General features: G+C 39.9%; 8 protein-coding genes and 4 pseudogenes. 7 read left to right on the top strand and 5 right to left on the bottom strand.

Going from position 1 to position 20,341, the window contains the following annotated elements:
* Positions 1-128 precede the first annotated feature (128 nt).
* The 4 genes and pseudogenes from D8847_RS02550 to D8847_RS02535 all read left to right on the top strand — a co-directional run bounded on the left by D8847_RS02550 (position 129) and on the right by D8847_RS02535 (position 7,830).
* A complete protein-coding gene (locus D8847_RS02550; RefSeq protein WP_000703383.1) occupies positions 129-986 on the top strand; it encodes a 5'-nucleotidase, lipoprotein e(P4) family in 858 nt (285 codons plus the stop codon).
* Between the two features lie 480 nt (positions 987-1,466).
* Entirely contained in the window at positions 1,467-3,332 is a 1,866-nt protein-coding gene (locus tag D8847_RS02545; protein ID WP_125840498.1) for a site-specific DNA-methyltransferase, read from the top strand.
* Complete coding sequence (locus tag D8847_RS02540) at positions 3,332-6,070, top strand: DEAD/DEAH box helicase family protein (RefSeq protein ID WP_125840497.1); 2,739 nt, start codon at positions 3,332-3,334, stop codon at positions 6,068-6,070. The genes D8847_RS02545 and D8847_RS02540 overlap by 1 nt, the downstream gene beginning before the upstream one ends.
* A gap of 479 nt (positions 6,071-6,549) precedes the next feature.
* A pseudogene (locus tag D8847_RS02535) lies at positions 6,550-7,830 on the top strand (transposase).
* Between the two features lie 132 nt (positions 7,831-7,962).
* On the opposite strand, the gene D8847_RS02530 reads toward D8847_RS02535, so the two are convergent.
* Positions 7,963-12,174 carry a mucin-binding protein gene (locus tag D8847_RS02530; RefSeq protein ID WP_125840496.1) on the bottom strand — a complete coding sequence of 1,404 codons (4,212 nt, stop codon included), beginning with the start codon at positions 12,172-12,174 and terminating at the stop codon, positions 7,963-7,965.
* Positions 12,175-13,171: 997 nt separating this feature from the next.
* Here D8847_RS02530 and D8847_RS10870 point away from each other — a divergent pair.
* Positions 13,172-13,531, top strand: a pseudogene (locus D8847_RS10870) (IS30 family transposase); the annotation flags it as partial.
* Here the strand turns inward: D8847_RS10870 and D8847_RS02515 are convergent.
* Positions 13,506-13,757 (bottom strand): annotated as a pseudogene (locus D8847_RS02515) (helix-turn-helix domain-containing protein); the annotation flags it as partial. The pseudogenes D8847_RS10870 and D8847_RS02515 overlap by 26 nt on opposite strands.
* Positions 13,758-13,924: 167 nt before the next feature.
* On the opposite strand from D8847_RS02515, the pseudogene D8847_RS10620 reads away from it, so the two are divergent.
* A pseudogene (locus tag D8847_RS10620) lies at positions 13,925-14,429 on the top strand (transposase); the annotation flags it as partial.
* Positions 14,430-14,523: 94 nt separating this feature from the next.
* Here D8847_RS10620 and glmS read toward each other — a convergent pair.
* Positions 14,524-16,332 (bottom strand): glutamine--fructose-6-phosphate transaminase (isomerizing), encoded by a 1,809-nt coding sequence (glmS, locus tag D8847_RS02495; RefSeq protein WP_125840494.1) that lies wholly within the window; start codon positions 16,330-16,332, stop codon positions 14,524-14,526.
* Positions 16,333-16,547: 215 nt separating this feature from the next.
* Here glmS and D8847_RS02490 point away from each other — a divergent pair, with 215 nt between their 5' ends.
* Positions 16,548-16,961, top strand: a complete 414-nt coding sequence (locus D8847_RS02490; RefSeq protein ID WP_000264214.1) for an EamA family transporter — start codon at positions 16,548-16,550, stop codon at positions 16,959-16,961.
* A 38-nt stretch (positions 16,962-16,999) separates the two neighbouring features.
* Here the strand turns inward: D8847_RS02490 and D8847_RS02485 are convergent, their stop codons facing one another.
* Positions 17,000-18,379 (bottom strand): glycoside hydrolase family 1 protein, encoded by a 1,380-nt coding sequence (locus D8847_RS02485; RefSeq protein ID WP_125840493.1) that lies wholly within the window; start codon positions 18,377-18,379, stop codon positions 17,000-17,002.
* Positions 18,380-18,486: 107 nt separating this feature from the next.
* Entirely contained in the window at positions 18,487-20,340 is a 1,854-nt protein-coding gene (locus D8847_RS02480) for a proline--tRNA ligase (RefSeq protein ID WP_125840492.1), read from the bottom strand.
* Position 20,341: the final 1 nt, after the last annotated feature.

Genomic DNA, 20,341 nt, shown 5'->3' with positions numbered 1-20,341 from the left:
AATTAAGTACATAATTTTATCCTAATACCAAATTACTACTGAAAAATTTCTTTTCTCTCGATATTTCCTTGCACAAATCCCATGAAAACGCTACAATATTAATAGACTATTATTAGGAGGATGGGATTATGAAAATATCCAAAGTTACCATTACAATTGCTTCTACACTTGCTTCCGTCATTTTACTGACTGGCTGTGGCACAAATTCGGCAAATTCACAGACAACACAAAGTAGTACATCTGACAATCAGGTTACAATGACCTATGATCAGTTGCGTTCAAGAGAAAATACTATGTCAACTCTTTGGTATCAAAAAGCAGCTGAGACCAAGGCACTCTATCTACAAGGTTACAATGTCGCTACTGATCGTTTGAAAGAACTACTAAAAACACAGACAGATAAACCCTACTCTATCGTTTTGGACTTAGACGAAACCGTATTAGACAATAGCCCTTATCAAGCGCAAAATGTCAAAGATGGAACAGCATTTACCCCAGAAAACTGGGATGTCTGGGTAAAAAAAGCTGCAGCCAAGGCTGTACCAGGTGCTAAAGACTTTCTCCAATTTGCAGACCAAAACGGTGTCCAAATTTACTATGTATCTGACCGCACGATAGATCAGGTAGATGATACGATCAAAAACCTAGAAAATGAAGGAATTCCTGTACAAAGCCGCGATCATCTCATGTTCTTAGAAAAAGGCGTCAAATCTAAAGAAGGTCGTAGACAAGCAGTCCAAGAAAAAACCAACTTAGTCATGCTACTAGGAGACAATCTTGTGGACTTTGCAGAGTTTTCAAAGACCTCTGAAACTGAGCGCGACCAAAAATTAGAGGAATTACAAAAAGAGTTTGGTGAGAAATTCATCATTTTTCCTAACCCAATGTACGGATCATGGGAAAGTACTGTTTACAATGGTAATAAATTGGATGCCAAGGGTCAAACTGAAGAGCGCCAAAAAAACTTACAAGGTTTTGATAAATAAAAGAGCTATATACCAGTTTACACCAACCGCAAGATATCGTATTTGCGAGAATATCAAAAAAGACGATTTCCAAGCGGAAATCGTCTTTTAATAGGACAGACTTCTCCAATTCAAAATGTACTTCATTTAGTATATGTGTAGCCATAAATCATATTTTCTAGGTGGTTTATACATGACTGTTCGTCAGGGAAAGCAAATATGCAAAATTTAGAAATTTTGATATAATAGAACTATCAAAAAGTAAAGGAACGATTGGTATGAAAGCAATCACAGCTCACAGCTCACAGCTCACAGCTCACAGCTCACAGCTCACAGCTCACAGCTCACAGCTCACAGCTCACAGCTCACAGCTCACAGCTCACAGCTCACAGCTCACGCTGATTATGTAATCAAGCGTATTTTTTGTCAAGCCCTAAAACAGACTTTTTCACATTTTTGTGAGAAGGTCTTTTCTGTTGTGTATGAAAGTGAGGGACTTGTATGAGTCAGGCATTCGAAACAACGATTCAACAAGCTCTACGAGAGGTGGTAGAAAGCTTTGATGAACAGTATGTAGCTGAGGGACTATTAAAAAAAGATGCTATTATAGTAGATTTAGATAATTATAAACCTGAGTTGGTTGAAAAGATTTTGACAAATGCAATTCTAAATGAAGCATTTACCGAGGATATTGCTGGTGCGACAATTTTGAAAATCAATGATATCATTCAAATGCTTGAAGTTGATGAATATTGGTCAAACTCTTACACACGTTACACTAACAAAATTGGACTATTCACGAATAATCGTTATTTGGATGAAGTGACAGATGTTGTCCTAAATTTCCCCTACAAAGATGGTATCTTAAAAGCTGGTATGACTAAAGATGATGTATCAAAGGAAGATGCTGAAGAATCCTTTTTAAATGAGATAGTTGCTAGAGAAGAGATTGATGTCCTCCTTGATGAAAAGATTTTTAAAAATGCTAAGAAATATGACAAAAACTGCTCTTCTCCTGTATCAGAAATCAAGGATACGGATAACCTGATTATCAAGGGAAACAACCTGTTAGCACTCCACAGTTTGAAAAAACGATTTAGCGGAAAAATTAAAAGTATAATTATTGATCCACCTTACTATTTTAAAAAAACTAAGAGTAGTGATGCATTTAATTATAATTCAAATTTTAAATTATCTACTTGGTTAGTTTTTATGAAAAATAGATTAGATGTTGCCACGGAGCTGCTATCTGATGAAGGATTATGCATAATTATAGTTGGAGAAGAAGGATATGCTCAATTAAAATTATTAGCAGATAATATATTTGGAGAGGATAAATATATTGGTACGATTTCGTGGAGAAAATCTGATAATCAAGCAAATATTGGAGAATTTGCAAAAGTAACAGATTATATACTTATTTATAAGAAATCGAGTGGGAAATTAAATAAGTTACCACTAACCGACAAAGCTAGAAAAGAATATCGTTATTCAGATGAGAACGGTTATTTCAGACGACAAATTTTATTGCATAAGACTAGGGGTAAATATAATTATGAACTAACAACTCCTACAGGAAAAAAACTTTATGGCCCCTGGATGAAAGAGAAAGAAGAAATAGAACGGTTAGATAATTTAGGAAAGATATATTGGACACGAGGTGGGCAAGAACAACCATATGGTAAACTATATTTACAAGATTCGGAGGGGCAAATACCAAATGATTTTTGGGATAACTCATTTGGTACGAATCAACGTGGAGCTGAGGAGATTAGAGAGTTATTTCGTGGTGATAGGTTATTTGATTTTCCAAAACCTGAAAGACTTATTTATAATTTGATAAAGATTAGTAGTGAAGAAGGTGATCTTGTCCTTGACTTCTTTATGGGTTCGGGAACTACTGCAACAGTTGCTCACAAGATGAACCGTCAGTACATTGGTATTGAACAAATGGATTATATTGAAACAGTTTCTATAGAAAGATTAAAGAAAGTTATTGATGGAGAACAAGGTGGCATTTCTCAAGATGTTGCTTGGTCTGGCGGTGGTTCATTCATTTATGCTGAGTTAATGGACAAAAATGCGACCTTTATTGATGCTGTTCTTAACTCTAAACATTCTGATGAATTAAAGACTATCTTTGATGACATGAAATCCACACTTGATTTTGATTTCAGAGTGGATTTACAAGAAGTCGACCAATCTATCTGGGATGAAGATTTTGAAATGCAGAAAAAAATTCTTGTGAAAATTATTGACAAAAACCAGCTCTATCACAACTACTCTGAAATTGATGATGAAACTATCAAATCGCGATTATCTCAATCAGATTATGATTTCAATAAGAGTTTTTATGGGGAGAAATGATGGTTAGAAAAGCAAAGAAAAAAGAACTGATTTTTGAACTCTTCGATGAATTGAAACAGCTGGATATAGATATTTTGAACGAACAGCATGGTTGGGAATTACCACAGTATATTGTAGAAAATCTCAAGCATGAACCACGTTCTTATCAGAGTGAAGCTATTCGCTATTTTCACTACACTCAAGCATCAGATACTTTTACGTTTCGAAAGCCAAGACAACTCATGTTCAATATGGCAACTGGTTCGGGAAAGACTGATTTGATGGCTGGCTTAATCCTCTATCTCTATAAAGAAAAAGGGTATCAAAATTTTCTGTTTACAGTGAATACAAATGGTGTTCTGAGTAAGACCATTGATAATCTAACGAATGCTCAATCTACGAAGTTTCTTTTCAATTCCAACTTAGAAATTGATGGGGAACATATCTTTATCAACCAGATTTCAGGAAGATTTCCAGATTTTCCTAATAAAAATGTAATTAATATTAAGTTTGTTTCAATTCAAACATTGACAAATGATCTCTTCACACAGGCAGAAAATATCATGTCATTAACAGATTACCAGAAGACAAAAATGGTTATTCTGGCGGATGAAGCCCATCACTATTCTGCTTCTACGAAAAAGAAAAATAAAGCAGAATTGGAAAAAATCTCATGGGAAAAAAGCCTACTTTCTCTTCTTCACGCACATGCTGATAATCTCTTGCTAGAATTTACCGCAACACTTGATTTTGACGATGAGACCATTTATCAAAAATATCGAGATAAGATTATTTACCGTTATACCTTGGTTTCATACATCAAAGAGCGATATTCAAAAAATGTAAGACGCATTCAGACGGGGAATTCCAACGAAGATAATATGCTTAGTACCGTTCTTCTGAGTGAATATCGTCGCAAATTTGCTCTAGAAAAATTTGGGATTGAGATAAAACCAGTCATTCTTTTCAAATCACATAAAATTGATGCTTCCTATGAAGCAAACAATCTATTCAATGAGATGATTGATAGTCTGACTGTGGAAAGTTTAAGATCGTTCCTTATTTCACAATTGAAAAGTGTATCAGAGGAGCAAAGCCATACCCTACAGCTAGCTTATCAGTATTATCTCGAGAAGGATGACCTTTCAACTGTTGTACGAGAACTTAAGCGTGGTTTTTCACCAGCTAGAATTCTAAATGCAAATGATTCAGATAGTGGCTCAAAAGGGTTGCTAGAAACAGGACAGTACCAAGCCCTCAATTCGCTTGAATCGCCCAATAATCTGTACCGTGTAGTCTTTGCAGTAGCAAAATTAACAGAAGGTTGGGATGTCCTCAATCTTTACGATATCGTTCGTATTAGCAACTTGGGAAAAATGAATGATAAAAGAGATGCTAAATCAACCAATTCCGAGGCTCAGTTGATCGGACGTGGGGCGCGATACAATCCTTTCTCCTTAAATCAAAAGATTTCTTACCAAAGACGATTCGATGAATCAGATGAAACAGCAAGTCTTTTGTTGGAAACACTACACTACCATACCCTTAATGAACCGCAATACATCAAGAATTTGATGGCATCACTTGATAAGATGAATCTTGCGACTGGGACTGATGAAAAAAATCCTCCAATTGAAATCAAACTGAAACCCTCTTTCAAGAAAACCCAAATCTTTAAAACAGGTAAGCTTTACTATAATGAAACTGAGGAAATTCCTGACAGTCACTATGTGAATTTACGTGCATATGGTATTGAAATTTCTAAGCTAGCCAATGTAACCTATTTTAAATCCACCTATGAAACAGCTTACCTTTCAGCTGAAGCAATAGAGTTAAAAACGTCCCAATTGAGGGGAGTTGATATTCGTTATTTTAAAAAATCAATTAGCCGCTCTAACTTTTTCCGATTTGAAAATCTGAAAAGATATCTTCCAAATCTCAAGTCTATGGAAGATTTTTGGGGCGAAAATTGGCTAGATTTGCAAAATCTTACACTCTCTGTTACAACAGAAAAAGAAACCATTGTAGAAGATTTTTCCGCTATGGAAAAGCTGAAAATTGTTGATAACTTTTTTAACCTACTGGCTGCCCAAATAAAGGCAGGTTATCGCAAAGCAAGAGGTACGAACCGCTTTATCGGATATCCAATTACAGAATATCTCGTTGATTATCGCAAACGAATACCTAATTATGATACAGCTAAACAGAGTGGCTCCTTAATCGAACAAAAAGTAGCTAATATTAGTTTTGAAAAATTTGATTTTTTTGCTTACCAATCTGCTATAATCAATAGAAATGAAGAAAATCTAGTTAATGCTATCGCCAATCATATTGATGAACTAAGAGAACAATACGGTGATGTTTTCCTCATTCGAATGGACGAAAACATGCTAAAGGGGACAGATAAAGTTGAACGATTGAAATTGCACCAATTTGAAGAGAATCCACGGGAAATCAATTTTTCAGGATTTCAACCAGACTTTATCCTACTTCTTCAAAATAAGGATTACTATCTTCAAATCTTCATTGAACCCAAAGGTGAACAATTGGCAGAAAAAGATAGATGGAAGGAGGAACTTCTTTCATATATCAACGACCATCAAGAAGACTTGATTTTCGAAGATGAAATTGATGGAGTTATCATCAAAGGACTTAAATTCTATAATCAAGAAAATAGTAAACAAACACTCAATCAATTAGCACAGATAGCTCTTGAAAAACCACATTTTGGTGGAAATATTAGGCTGGACTTATTCTAAGTATCAAAAAGACGATTTCCGCTTGGATAATCGCCTTTTTTGCTATTTTATCTTGTAGTTGGTATAAGCTGGTATATATTCCCTAGAAAGTATGCTCTATCCCTTGTACCAACTGTAGTCCCCATTAATCGGTGTGTAGCTGTCATAGTCTTTCATCTGAATGGAAGTTCTATCTGCACTATCAAAAATCGTTCTTTCTGTTCTTTTGATTCCCTCTGAGTTTGGGACTGATCCAGCCTAGCATAGCAATAATACTTTATTTCCTTTCAGGATAAATAACTTAATCATTAATACAGCGGCTCCTTACTCAAGGATACCAAGAGAAAGCCAAAAAGCCTAGACTGACTAGACTTTTTGGATCTATAATATTTGTAGTGGGTAAATTCCCTATGGATATTATAGAGCCTCTTTTGTTGTAGAAAAAAGGTCCCATATAATCTATAATGAAAAGCGACCAAACCATCATTAGAAAGAGTTATATGGAACAACTAAATCTTATCACAAACTTACTCAGAATGAAAGACCAAAATATCGTTATCACTGATGAATATGGCCTAGGAACTCACTTAGAACTCCATGGCTACTTGGATTACATACCTCCTAAATGTCCTTCCTGCAAGGGAGAAATGGCTAAATACGACTTCCAGAAAACCTCTAAGATTCCCTACGTAGAAACAGCTGGTTTCCTACTGCTTATCCGTCTTCGAAAACGCTGGTTCAAGTGTAAAGAATGCGAGAAAATGGCTGTCGCCGAAACTCCTCTTGTCAAGAAGAACCACCAAATCTCTGTCGCAGTTAACCAGAAAATTGCCCAATTACTTATCGAGAACCAAGCAATGACACATATTGCTCCCAGATGTCATGTCCTGGGATGAGTATGCTTTTAAGAATAGGAAAATGAGCTTTATAGCTCAAGATTCCAATTCCCTAAATGTCATCGCCATCCTTGACGGAAGGACACAAGCAACCATCCGAAATCACTTCCTACGCTATCCTAGACAGGTTAGAAAACAGGTCAAAGTCATTACTATGGATATGTTTAGCCCCTACTACAAATTGGCTAAACAGCTTCGCTTTCTAATTTCTAGGCTCAGGCTGAAACAGTCTCCCAGACTGTTGCACTCCCTAATGCAAAAATAGTACTCGACCGCTTCCATATTGTACAACATCTCAGCCGTGCTATGATATGAGTCGTGTATGTGTCCAAATCATGAATCAATTTGAGCGAAAATCCCATGAACACAAGGCCATCAAGCGTTATTGGAAGCTCATTCAACAGGATAGCCGTAAACTCAGCGATAAGTGATTCTATCGCCCTACTTTTCGGTTGCACTTAACCAATAAAGAAATTCTAGACAAGCTGTTAAGCTATTCAGAAGAATTAAAACACCACTATAAGCTCTAATCAGCTCTTACTTTTTCACTTTCAGAACAAGGACTCTGACAAATTTTTTGGACTCATTGAGGACAATCTAAGGCAGGTTCATCCTCTTTTTCAGACTGTCTTTAAAACCTTCCTCAAGGATAAAGAAAAGATTGTCAACGCCCTTCAACTACCCTATTCCAACGCAAAGTTGGAAGCAACTAATAATCTCATCAAACTTATCAAACGAAATGCCTTTGGTTTCAGGAACTTTGAAAACTTAAAAAAGCGAGTTTTCATCACTCTGAACATACAAAAAGAGAGAACCAAACTGGTCCTCTCTAGATGTTCGCTTTTCATCTACCCACTACAGTTGACAAAGAACCTTAAAAAATAAGACAGTAACCTCAGAATAGCTACTGTCTTATCTCTTTTTTTACTTAAAGCCTTAATAGACTTGACAAATGGTAGAAAAGATCCTTTTAAGGAAGATATGTTCATTGCAAACAAATCATATCAATTAGAAAGCTTAGTCTTCTTTCTTCTTACGAGCCACAAGACCAAATCCACTCAATACTCCGAGAAGTCCAAGTGCTGCTAGGCTAGCATTGTCTTCTGTACCTGTATTTGGAAGTTCATGTTGGCCATCCATATATTGAGGTGTAGAAGGTGCTGCTGGTTGAACTGGAGTTGGGGTTGGTTGTGGTACTGGAACGTAGTTGATTGGTGTGTCCTTAGTTGGATCGCTTGGTATGTTTGGTACTTCGTATCCTTTAGTTGGATCATTTGGATCAACTGGTTTCAGTGGGTTTCCGTTTGGATCTACCGGAGTGAATCCTGGGACGTAAGGTACGTGTGGTTTATCACTTCCTGGTTTTGTCGGATCTTTCGGATCGTTTGGATATGGAATTGGATTTGTTGGTGTTCCTGGGATATTTGGTACCCATGATCCTAACTTATCGTAAACAACTGTTTCGTTGATATCTTTGATTGTATCCGGTGTTACTTTAATATCTTTAGTTGATGATTCTAAATCACCAGCTTTAGCGATGTATCCTTTAACTACTGGTACTGGGTATCCGTTGAAGATATCGTCGTTACGATCTGTTGTCCATTCTACATATGTGATTTCTCCTGTTACTAAGTTAACTTTAGCATCACGAGTGAATTTAATTGTTTCAACACGAGTTTCAGATACTTCTTTTCCGTCACGATCTACATACTTGATAGTACGTGTAGCTGATTTCTCAGTTACAAGATCTTTCACAGTACTTGGCCATACTGGGCTGTTTGGATCGTTAGGGAATACTGGTTTACCTGGTTCTGGTGTAGATGGCGTTACTGGAGTTCCATCTGGGTTTTTCGGTAAGTTTGGATCATTTGGATCTACTGGTTTACCTGGTGTAACTGGAATGATTCTTTCAGCTACTGTTACATTGAAGATTTGATCTACAGATTTATCTTTATCAAATACTCTGTCTGTATCTTTAGATGGGAAGTCGTTCTTAACTACTCTATATCCAGCTTTTTCAAGTTTTTCAATAGTCTTAGTTACTTCATCAACTTTAGACTTAGTGAAGTTAGCTCCTGAATCACCTTCATCTACTACTGGAGTTGATACTACTTTACCATTTTCAGTTACGAAGTTTGTGATAGCTTTTTGCTTATCAGTTACATAACTGATTGGTGTATCCTGAGTTGGATCGTTTGGAATTGGTGGTGGGTTGTATCCCTTGCTTGGATCGCTCGGATCTTTCGGTGTCAACGGTGTTGTGCCATCTGGGCCTACTGGTGTAGTTCCTGGTACATGTGGAATCAATGGAAGATCNGTACCTGGTTTCGTTGGATCTGTTGGATCGTTTGGATATGGAAGGTTTGGTACTTTTGGAAGTCCGTCTGGTACATTTGGTACGTATGAACCGAGCTTCTTGTATTGTACAACTTCTTCGCTATCCTTATCATCAGGAGTCACTGTCTTCGCTGCTACATTCGCCTTATCTGCCACGAATCCAGTTACGACTGGTGTGTCTTCTTGGGCCAATTCTTTCGTAGCTGGTGTCCATGCACCGAAGGTTTCAACGCCAGTTACACGATTGCGTTCACCTGTACGTGTGAAGGTTGCTTCTTGAGTCACAGGAGCTTTCAGAGCTGGACGACCGGCTGTCTCACCATCTGCGTATTCGTACTTGATCGTACGAGTTACTTTGCTATTCAATTTAGCTGGGTCTGTTACTGGCTCTTTACCTTGACGAAGAGTAACCACGAATTGTTGGTCCGTCTTATTATCATTGTCAAAGTTCTTAGGTCCTGCGAACTCATCGTTCACCACTTCGTAACCCTTGTCTGTCAATTCTTTCAGACGGGCTGCGTAGTTGGTAGTTCCGATTGGCTCACCTGACTTACCGCTTTCAACGACCTTACCAAGTTCCTTGTTGTTATCGTCTTGGTCTACGAAGGTAATAATCGCTTTTTGACCATCTTTCACATAACTGATTGGTGTATCCTGAGTTGGATCGTTTGGAATTGGTGGTGGGTTGTAACCCTTGCTTGGATCGCTCGGATCTTTCGGTGTCAATGGTGTTGTGCCATCTGGGCCTACTGGTGTAGTTCCTGGTACATGTGGAATCAATGGAAGATCAGTACCTGGTTTCGTTGGATCTGTTGGATCGTTTGGATATGGAAGGTTTGGTACTTTTGGAAGTCCGTCTGGTACATTTGGTACGTATGAACCGAGCTTCTTGTATTGTACAACTTCTTCGCTATCCTTATCATCAGGAGTCACTGTCTTCGCTGCTACATTCGCCTTATCTGCCACGAATCCAGTTACGACTGGTGTGTCTTCTTGGGCCAATTCTTTCGTAGCTGGTGTCCATGCNCCGAAGGTTTCAACGCCAGTTACACGATTGCGTTCACCTGTACGTGTGAAGGTTGCTTCTTGAGTCACAGGAGCTTTCAGAGCTGGACGACCGGCTGTCTCACCATCTGCGTATTCGTACTTGATCGTACGAGTTACTTTGCTATTCAATTTAGCTGGGTCTGTTACTGGCTCTTTACCTTGACGGTAAACGTAGGTTACTGTACCGTTGTTACCCCAGTCAGCCAGACTTCCTGAAGGTGGCAAACTACCCTTTTTCAACCCAACAAAGTCATAGTTTGGGATTGATTTTTGTTCAGTGGTATAAGTTTTACCTTTGAAGGCACCTTGTGGATAGGTTACTGAGCCCTCAGCAATTTCTCGACCTTGCTCATCTTCATAACGTACGCCAACAGAAGCACCTTGGTAGAAATCAAAACTTTCAATCTTAAACTGTTGCAAGTTCTTGTTGCCACCAGTCGAAGCTGTAACCACCATAGACATCAGTTCTTCTGGAGAGTTGACCGTCTTCTTCCATTGTTTTTCACCGAGATTACTTCTATAAGTAACTGTCAATTCCTTGGTTGCACCATCATACTGGATAGTAAAGTCATGGAATTTACCGTCTATGTCACTTGAGTCCAAAGGTTGGGCGCTACCAGCGTCTGTCTCAGCCCACCAACGATCATATTCGCCATTTTGTCCTTTAATTTTTTTAAAAGTGGTATTTACCCAGGAACCGAACTGTCCTAGATTAGGGTCTTCAGCCCAACCATATTCGAAGAAAGTCGCGTCGTTAGTATCAAAACGTCCTCCTTTTGGTGGCACGTAGAGATTCCGGTAAGTATCCAATTTGAAACCAGTTGCGTTACGCAAACCACCGATACCAAGGTTACCACCGGAGGCACCTAGATCTGTTATATTCCCTGTATGGAAGGCAAAACCGATACCATCGGCACCACCTTTAGCTTGTGTCTTGTCACCAAGGTTAACCGCACCAATCAGCTTGAAGCTTTGGTTCATATTAATCTTACTATTCAGACTGAAATTACCTCCCTTAGAGGTTTCATCTGGAGTAAGGGTTACAATACCATCATGTTGGTTATAGGTAGCTGAGCCATTCAATTTGAAATAGTCAAGGAAATTTTCTTTTGTTACAGTTACCTTCCCTGTTTGTGATGCAGACGAACGGAAGCCACTTTCTCCTGCTTTACGGAAACCAGAATAACCTTTATCCACTTCGCGTTGGGCAGCAGCCAATGTGGAATTTACTTTGCTTCGTGCTATTTCATTTGGTGTTTTGCTAGCTGTTGCCAAACTAGCTGCTTGGCTAGCTGCTTTTTCAACTGATACCTTAGGTTCTACAGCAGCAGTTTCATCTGCAGCTGCTTCAGATGAAACTGCAGTTGACTCCGCAGTAGCTGAAGTAGCTGGGCTAACTAGAGCCTCAGACTGAGTTGCAGGAACAGCTGATTGACTAGTCGCTACTGAAGCTTTAGATACTTGCGAAGTAGCTTCTGATTTAACATTCTTGTCTTCTACTTTGCTAGATAAATCTTCTGCAGAGGTAGAAGATACTGTAGATGTAGCACTTGAAACTGCATTGCTTTCAGCAACAGTTGTTACGGTTGAATCCTTACCTACGGCCGACTCAGAATCATCCATTCTCGAATTTTTCCCTGAATCTGGCACAGAGGTCGTTTTCTCCGTAGAGGTACTTGAAGAATCTGCCGTAGCTAGCATATCGGCTGAGACAACATTCCCCCCAAAGAACATGAATGCTGCGACTGCTACAGAAGCCACACCTGCACTAAACTTACGCACTGAATATCGAAGTCGCTTTTCAGTGCTTGCTCTGCGTAACCTGCGTCGTGCATTTTTATCCATAAATATTTCTCCTTTTTTAAAAATATGAGTCAACTAGCTATTTGCAATATTCTAACTATTCGATATTTAAAACATATGCAATATGCAGTTGTTGATTATAATGTTAAACTTTCAACACTATATCACAGCTATAGTATCCTTTTTTCTCCATTTTGTCAAGATTTTTTACCATTTCATTTCCAGATGTAACAAAAATGTAACATTGTGTTGCAAACTTCTAAATGCATAATTTTCATTTATCCAAAAATGACCTGTCTACTTCTTGCTACAAAAATCGAAAAGAAGCGACCTTCCGAAGCGAAAGGAAGCCCAGTCCAGCCACTGGTTAAAGCACTTAACTCTAACGCTCTTCCCACTTTTGTATACGATAAATAAGAGGGATTTATAATGTTAGAAGATACTCGTCAAAAAATCATTAATACTTTTTTGAATTAGCCTTAGAACATCCTGATAAAACAACCTTTATTGTATCAGAAATTGCCCGCCAAGCTGGACTCACGCATCAAGCCATTTATCGAAAACATTTTAGAAATTTTCAAAAAATTATTGACCATATACATGCTATGATTGATGAGCAAATTCACCAAGTTTATAGTAATTATGATATGGTTAAAGATGCTAATCCCTTTGATTACGTAGTCGATAATGTTCTTTCTGCTATTTATGAGGGAATAAGGTAGATTGCTTGTCTATATACTTCTGCAATTGCTCCTTCTTTTGAACAATTTATGTCTCCACCTATATCAAACAGGGGATGGAAAATGTGCACCCTCAAAGTAAAGAATTTCACTTACCCGACGATATCTTAACCCAATTAATCGTTGAACAAACGATGGTCATTATCAAAAATTGGACTACTCAAGAAAATCCCACTCCACCTTATGAATTTAAAGTCGAGTTTTAAGACTCCCCATTTATAAAATTAAGCTAGACAGAAAAAGCCATCTATGTTAGGCTCAGATAAACTACCACATTTGTCTGAAAGGAACTAACATAAATGACCTATACTCATCTTACCACAAACGAACTTGTAATGATAGAGGCTCACTATCAAGAAAACATAAAAGTTTCAGATATTGCGAACGCACTAGAAAGATCAAAACAGACAATCTACACTGTCACCAACTATCTGAAAGAGGGGTACTCTGCTTATGATTACATAACCGATATAAAGTCAATAAGAAACGCTGTAGCATGAAAAAAACAAGCCTTTCGCAATCATCCAAACCCATTTAGAACAAAATTGGAGCCTTGATGTCATTAAAGGAACTTATCTAAATAGGGGGTTTCTTGTTCTATGAGAACTCTCTATCAACTAACAGACCGTGGTATTTTAAACCGTCCTCAATTTCCTTTTTCAACGTTGGTGTCAAACGAGACTTCCGACCTTTTTGCTTAGCCCTGTGGTCGTACTCTTCCTGTGCTAGGGCTGCGGAGTAACCATTTTGGCATCGTCTTAACTCTCTTGAAATGGTAGACTTATGGACGCCAAGTTTATTTGCAATTTGGCAAGGTTTCAAACCTAATTCCAAGTAGGTTTCTCTCTTTATTCGGTCGGTTATGGTAAGATGGAAGTAGCTCATAGTTTTTCCTCGGGATTCTGTTTGTGTGGTTACTTACAGTTTACACCAATGAAACGCTATGAGTTTTTTTGTGACACTATATTTTACAATTTATTAGATATAAAAGTTCCATAAAATCTATAATGAAAAGTGACTAAACAACTCATTAGAAAGAATCACATGGAACAATTACATTTTCAACTGTCATTCGAAAACTCAATGACTTCCACTTTAAGCATGATTTTTCGCATCTTCCTGAGATTATATCCTGGGATGTTGAAGATGAGTTTCATTGCGCAAGATTTTGACAAGCTCGATATCATCACTGTCCCTGAGGAAAGAACACAAGCTGTCATCCGAAATCACTTTCTTCGCTACAATCGAGCTGTTCGTTGTCAGGTGAAAATCATTACTATGGGTATGTTTAGTCCTTATTATGACTTAGCTAAACAGCTTTTCCGTGTGCTAAAATCGTTCTCGATCGTTTTTACCCTTCGTTATTATATTTCTGAACTCAGGCTGAAACAGTCCACTGGACTGTTTTACTCCAACACTTAAGCCGTGCTATAAGTCGTTTGCGTGTCCAAATCATGAATCAGTTTGAGCGAAAGTCCCATGAATAAGGCCATCAAACGTTACTGGAAGCTCATTCAACAGGATAGCCGTAAACTCAGCGATAAACGTTTTTATCGCTCTGAACATCAAAAAAGAAAGGACGAATTTCGTCCTTTCTCGAGCTTAGCTTTTCTTCAACCTACTACAGTTGACAAAGAGCCACTTTCTTTGCTTATTCTACTGTTACTGACTTAGCAAGGTTACGTGGTTTGTCCACATCAAGGCCACGGTGGAGTGTTGCAAAGTAAGCGACCAATTGCGTTGGTACGACCATTGAGATTGGTGAGAGGTAAGGGTGTACGGTCGTAAGGACGATATCGTCTGTGTCTTTAGCAACATTTTCTTCTGCGATAGTGAGAACCTTGGCACCACGGGCTGCGACCTCTTGGATATTTCCACGAGTATGGTTGGCAAGGACTGGATCTGACAAGAGGGCCAAGACAGGCGTCCCTTCTTCAATCAAGGCAATGGTTCCGTGCTTGAGTTCTCCTGCCGCAAAGCCTTCACATTGGATGTAAGAAATCTCTTTGAGCTTGAGACTTGCTTCCATGGCTACGTAGTAATCTTGACCACGTCCAATGTAAAAGGCATTGCGAGTTGTTTCAAGAAGGTCACGAACTTTAGCATCGATCGTTTCTTTTTCTGAAAGGGTTGATTCGATAGACTGAGCCACGATTGACAATTCATGAACCAGGTCAAAAGCTTGCGCTTTGGCATTGCCGTTTGCTTCTCCAACTGCTTTTGCAAGGAAGGCAAGAGCTGCGATTTGTGCTGTGTAGGCCTTGGTTGATGCCACAGCAATTTCAGGACCCGCGTGAAGAAGCATAGTATGGTTGGCTTCACGAGAAAGAGTTGAACCTGGCACGTTTGTCACTGTCAAACTCGGAATCCCCATTTCATTGGCCTTGACCAAAACTTGACGACTGTCAGCTGTTTCACCAGACTGGCTGATAAAGATAAAGAGTGGTTTCTTGCTGAGAAGGGGCATACCGTAGCCCCACTCAGATGAAATTCCAAGTTCAACAGGTGTATCTGTCAATTCTTCCAGCATCTTCTTAGAAGCAAATCCTGCGTGGTAAGATGTCCCAGCTGCAAGAATGTAAATACGGTCTGCGTCTTGAACAGCCTTGATGATAGCTGGGTCAACGACTACTTGACCAGCCTCATCTGTGTAGGCTTGGATAAGTTTACGCATCACCGTTGGTTGCTCATCTATTTCCTTGAGCATGTAGTAAGGATAAGTTCCCTTACCGATATCAGACAAGTCAAGTTCAGCAGTGTAGCTAGCACGCTCACGACGATTGCCATCATAGTCCTGAACTTCAACGCTATCAGCTTTCACGATAACCAACTCTTGGTCATGGATTTCCATGTATTGGTTGGTTTCACGAATCATAGCCATAGCATCTGAGCAGACCATGTTGTAGCCTTCTCCAAGACCAATCAAAAGTGGTGATTTGTTCTTAGCGACATAGATGACTTCAGGATCTTGTGAATCAATCAAGGCAAAGGCATAAGACCCACGGATGATGTGAAGGGCTTTTTTGAAGGCTTCAAGAACTGAAAGACCATCTTCTTCTGCAAATTTCCCAATCAAGTGAACGGCGATTTCCGTATCTGTTTGCCCCTTGAAGTGGTGACCTGCAAGGTATTCTTTCTTGATTTCAAGGTAGTTTTCAATCACCCCATTGTGCACCAAGACAAAACGTCCTGTCTCAGAGCGGTGTGGGTGAGCATTGTCTTCCGTTGGTTTCCCGTGAGTCGCCCAACGCGTATGTCCGATACCTGTTGTTCCCTCAACACCGGCTGTCTTAGCAGACAATTCTGCGATACGACCGACAGTCTTGACTAGATGATTTTCAGCACCACCTAGGACAAAAATCCCCGCAGAATCATAACCACGGTATTCAAGCTTTTCAAGCCCTTGAATCAAAATATCAGTTGCATTTGTGTTTCCAACAACACCAACAATTCCACACATAGTATATACGACACAGACCAGCTGTGCTTTCTCCTTAAATTGGTATAGTCTAATTCTCGCTTTACGGAATCAGCAAAAACAGTATATACTTGTTTTTCTTACTTGTCAAGGATAAAAATTGGTATAGTTTTTCTAGATGATATTTTATCAGAATTTCACTTAATACCTGACAAGTCAGCATCAATTACTTATAATAAAAAGAGGAGGTATTTGCCATGTGGTTTTTCTTCGCACTTTTATCAGCTGTCTTTGCAGCCTTAACGTCAATTTTAGCCAAAATTGGGATTGAGGGAGTTCCATCCAATCTAGCAACCGCTATTCGTACAGTCGTCGTCATTCTTATGGCCTGGGCCATGGTTTTCTTAACCAATAGTCAGACCGAAATTGTCAATATCAGTAGAAAAAGTTGGCTCTTTCTCATCTTATCTGGCTTGGCCACTGGCGCCTCCTGGCTCTGCTACTACAAGGCACTACAGATGGGCAATGCGACTGAGGTATCTGCTGTCGATAAATTCAGTCTCGTCATTACCCTCGTTCTAGCCTTTTTCTTCCTACAAGATATCCTGACGTTTAAAACAATTATTGGCTGTATCCTGATTACGATTGGGACCTTGGTGATGATATTGTAATAAAAAGTGAGATGAACGCCATCTCACTCTTTTTATTCTTAAAATCCATTATTATCACTTAGTTCCTTGAACCAGTGGCCTGATTTCTTCAGGCGACGTTCCTGTGTTTCCAAGTCAAGTTCAATCAAACCATAACGATTTTTATAGCTGTTGAGCCATGACCAGCAGTCGATAAAGGTCCAAATCAAGTAGCCCTTACAGTTGGCCCCGTCTTCAATGGCACGGTGAAGTTCACGCAGATGCCCTTTGACAAAGTCGATACGATAGTCGTCCTGAATCATCCCATCTTGACGGAATTTTTCTTCACCTTCAACACCCATGCCATTCTCTGTCAGCATCCACTCAATATTACCATAATTTTCCTTGATATTTTGAGCGATATCATAAATCCCCTGCTCGTAGATTTCCCAACCGCGGTGAGGATTGATTTTACGGCCCGGCATGACGTAAGGTTCGTAGAAATGCTCTGGCAAAAGCGGGCTATCAGGATGTTTAGCAAAACGTGGCGCCATGACACGCAAAGGTTGGTAGTAGTTGACCCCAAGGAAGTCCACAGTATGATCGCGAATAAGCTCCAACTCCTCTGCTGTGTAGTCTGGCAGCAAATCATGCTCAGACAAGATTTCTACCAACTCCTGTGGATAAGCCCCCAAGACAGACGGATCTAGGAAAGATTGGGCTTGGAAGAGGTCGGCAATGCGAGCAGCCTTGACATCAGCAGGATGCTGGCTACGTGGATAAGCCGGTGTCAAGTTAAGGACAATCCCAATCTTAGCATCAGGCAAAACTTCATGACAGACCTTAACCGCAAGACTGCTAGCCAGTTGCGTATGATAAGCAACCTTAACCGCCGCTTTGGCATCTACCTTGTGAGGATAGTGGGCATCGTAAAAATAGCCAAATTCTACGGGGACAATGGGCTCGTTAAAGGTGATCCATTGGTCCACCAAGTCACCATAAGTCTCAAAACAAAAACGAGCATAGTCTTCATAAGCCTTGACGGTTGTCTTATTTTCCCAACCATCCCCATCTTCTTGGAGGGCAAAAGACAGGTCAAAGTGATAGAGATTGACTAAGAGACGAATCCCCTTGGCCTTAATCGCTTCAAAGACCTGACGGTAGAAAACCACCCCTTGCGGATTGACCTCTCCACGCCCCTGTGGGAAAATACGAGACCACTGGATAGAAGTTCGGAAGGCTGTATGCCCAGTCTCTACCAAAAGCTCAATATCCTTTTCCCAGTTTTCATAGAAAGTTGATGTTTTGTCAGGTCCAATTCCATTGTAGTAGCGATTTGGCTCTACTTTGAACCAATAATCCCAGAGATTGTCTCCCTTGCCGTCACCAGGTACACGACCTTCTGTCTGTGGTCCAGAAGTAGAGGAACCCCAGACAAAATCCTTTGGAAATTTTAACATTATTATACCTCTTAACTTGATTATGTATTTATTCACTCTCATTATATAGAAAAAACAAGGTAAAAACTAGTTACATTTTTGCCTTGTTTTTCTTCTGATTATAGTTTTTATTTCTTGCTTAGGATTTCAAGGGTTTCGAGCAAGTTGTCTGCGTGAACTTCAATGGTGTCACCAGTTGCCTTGATCTTAACTTCGACAATACCATCAGCCGCTTTCTTCCCAACAGTGATACGGATTGGAAGACCAATCAAGTCACTATCGCTAAACTTCACTCCGACACGCTCGTTACGGTCATCTGTCAAGACTTCGTAACCAGCTTCCATCAAGTTGACTTCCAATTTTTCTGTCAAGGCTTGCGCTTCTTCATCTTTAACATTGACAGTAATCAAATGCACATCAAATGGTGCCAATTCTTTAGGGAAGTTAACTCCCCAAGCGTAACGGTATTCACCTTTTGGCGTTTTGTTGACAAAGAGGCGAGCGTGTTGCTCTATAACGGCTGAGAGAAGACGGCTAACACCGATACCGTAACAACCCATGATGATTGGCACAGCACGACCATTCTCGTCCAAGACATCTGCACCCATGCTTGCTGAGTAGCGAGTTCCGAGTTTGAAAATATGACCGATCTCGATACCACGCGCGAAGTTTAGAACACCTTGTCCGTCCGGTGAAATTTCACCCTCACGAACTTCGCGGATATCCACGTATTCTGCAGTAAAATCACGACCTGGGTTCACACCAGTCAAGTGGTAGCCATCTTCGTTAGCACCCACAACAGCATTGCGAACATCTTGCACCTTACGGTCTGCAATGATTTTCACATTCTCTGGCAAACCAACTGGACCAAGCGAACCAAAGCCTGCTGGGATAACATTTGCTACTTCTTCTTCGCTCGCAACATCAAAGAAATCTGCTCCCAAGTGGTTTTTCAACTTGACTTCATTGAGTTGGTCATTTCCAACTAGAAGGGCTGCAACAAGCTCTCCATCTGCCATGTAGAAGAGAGTTTTAATCGTTTGCTCTTCTGGCACGTTAAGGAAGGCTGCAACTTCATCGATGGATTTAACACCTGGAGTTTCCACTCGAGTCACTTCTTCTTCCGCAACGACACGGTTGCTTGGTTTGTACTCGTTTGTTGCCATTTCTAAGTTAGCTGCATAGCTAGACTCACTTGAGTAGGCAATGGTGTCTTCACCAGAAACCATCCATTTGAGCAATTCTGCCTTGATTTCTTCTTGCACTTCTGCAGGAATTTCATCAAATGAGGCAACTGACTTGTCTAAGACAACCCAGCGGTCGAGGTCTGTACGGGCTGGTGTAATGGCCATAAATTCTTGGCTATCCTTACCACCCATAGCGCCACCGTCACCTATGATGGCCTTGAAGTCCAAGCCACTACGAGTGAAAATACGTTCGTAGGCCGCTTTGTACTCGTCATAAGTCACATCCAAACTATCGTAATTAGCATGGAAACTATAGCCGTCTTTCATGATAAATTCACGCGTACGGAGAAGTCCGTTACGTGGACGTTTTTCATCACGGTACTTAGGCTGAATTTGGTAAAGATTAAGTGGCAATTGCTTGTAAGACTTGACAGAGTCACGAACAATAGCTGTAAAAGTTTCTTCGTGAGTTGGACCTAGGATAAAGTCTGACTTTTCACGGTTTTTCAGTTTATAAAGGTCTTCACCATAGGTTTCATAACGACCAGATTCACGCCAAAGATCAGCACTGAGAAGGGCAGGAGCCAACATCTCCACCGCACCAATCTTATCAAACTCTTGGCGCATGATATTCTTAGCCTTTTCAATCACACGATTAGCAAGTGGTAGGTAAGAATAAACACCAGCAGAAACTTGACGAACATAACCAGCACGCAACATAAGGGCGTGGCTGATAACTTGAGCATCGCTTGGCATTTCGCGAAGCGTAGGGATTAGCATTTTACTTTGTTTCATA

Origin of the sequence: Streptococcus mitis (genome assembly GCF_003942795.1) — a bacterium.
Lineage (GTDB): Bacteria > Bacillota > Bacilli > Lactobacillales > Streptococcaceae > Streptococcus > Streptococcus mitis_BJ.
Note: the sequence above shows the minus strand (reverse complement) of the source record. Positions and strands in the feature narration are given on the sequence as shown.